Annotated in this window: 1 protein-coding gene; it reads left to right on the forward strand. The window is 37.9% G+C overall.

The window, feature by feature from the left end:
- A partial coding sequence (locus tag AC1DPZ_RS26410) for a hypothetical protein (RefSeq protein WP_477409112.1) occupies positions 1-846 on the forward strand: 846 nt, incomplete at its 5' end.
- Positions 847-1,850: the final 1,004 nt, after the last annotated feature.

Here is a 1,850-nt window from a genome sequence, read left to right on the forward strand (position 1 = left end):
CCTTTATTCTCTTCAATTATGAAAACAATCCTTGTAATAAATGATCACTCGGCAGAGGCAGACCATGCTATAGCATTTGCAAAATTAATAGCCGAAAAAAATTATGCGAATATCATTATAGCTAATACTTGTGAAGTAAAGAAAGAAGTTTTTGAAAAGGTATTGGTAGGAAACCGTTTTGATTACGCTGATTGCTCATTGTCTGTTAAAAAGGTAATGCCCCATTTGTTGGTGCCTGATAATGATGATAATACTTTTAAGCCGGAGGTAATAGAAATTGATATTTCAAACACCAATGAAACAGAGCTTGCACACCTTGTTAACCAAGAACAAATATGGCTGATGGTTAAAGGTATGGGCGATGATAGTCCCTCCTCAATCTTTAAAATAAACGTAAATCATTTATTGAACAAAATGCTTTGCCCGCTGATGCTGATACCTGCTAACTGGCAAATAAAGGATATTGAAAGGATTGTTTACATTGCCGATCTGCGCTATTGCCGCTTACACATTGTAAGATACCTGGCCGAAATGGCAAAAGTTGTAAGTGCAAAACTTTCCATTGCTCATATATCAGCAAAAGGCCTGCCTCACATGGAAGAAAAATATGCTCTTGATGTTTTTAGTAAAGAGATAGCTGAGAATGTTAACTATGACCAATTGTACTTTAATAATATCAGGGAAAGAAACATATCTATTGCTGTGGATGTTTTAAAAAACGGCCTGCATAATGATCTGCTGGTTATGGTTAATCACCGCTATCATTTTGAAGAAATAATAGGTAACAATATAACTGATAAACTCCCTGCAAACCTTATCGTTCCGGTACTCATTTTCCCTTATTAAAATAAAATTGATCAGGAAGAAATCCTATCTGCTCCCAATGGAAATCACTTTTAAAAAACACTGAAGTCGTGCCGTCCGCTTAAGCGCATATTCGTGTGTCATGGCGAGAAACTCGCCAGATAAATTCTGGAAAAACAGTAATGACATGTATGGATACCACAATCACCTCGTGATCGTCATTGCGAGTGGTAAAATTTCGCGAAATTCTGAAGGGGGAATGACAGCGATTTAACGCCCAATGTCATGCCGAACTTGTTTCACTGTTGTCCGGTAAAAGATTTTAAATAAAGTTTTACCGGACAGCCGAATCACAAATGGTTGCAATATTCGGCTACTGAAAAAATATTTTGTTGCATATTGAAGCTATAAAGGGTCTAAAAGATTAAAACACCAGTAAATGACTGATTTTTTACCGGACAGCCGAATTCAGATAAGAATTTTAAAAACTAAAAAAAGCAGGGGCTTGCCTTTTAAAAACGCTACGAAAACGCTGTTTCTAGCCTAATTTGAAGGATTTAATGGCATGATTGGATTTTTACCGGACAACAGTGAACTTGTTTCGGCACCCCACATGCTAAGTGTACTTCGTGCGGTGCACCTGTCCTGTGGGATCCCGATCCGTTAGCTAACGGACGGGATGACTTCCGTTTTTCAACTTGTCATGGGTAGGAGGTACGACGAAGATAACCGACCGCAGGGAGCTCATTAATACCTATAAAAATAAACACAACATTAATAATCCCTAACTATACAGGGGGGCTCTGTAAGTCCTACTGTCTGGTTTCTGTGTGTTCATCCCTACAAAATCCTAAATTGTGTAAAAACAAAAAAGGCTCCGGGTTATCCGGAGCCTTCACAAATAATATTTTATTGAAAATTATTTTTGTTTGAACTGAACGCGACGGTTTAAAACACGTCCTTCTTCGGTTGAGTTATCAGCAATCGGGTTGGTTTCACCAAAGCCTTTTACTTTCACTTTTTTAGCATCAACACCAGAGTTAACC

It is taken from the genome of Mucilaginibacter sp. P4_G9, assembly GCF_056400985.1.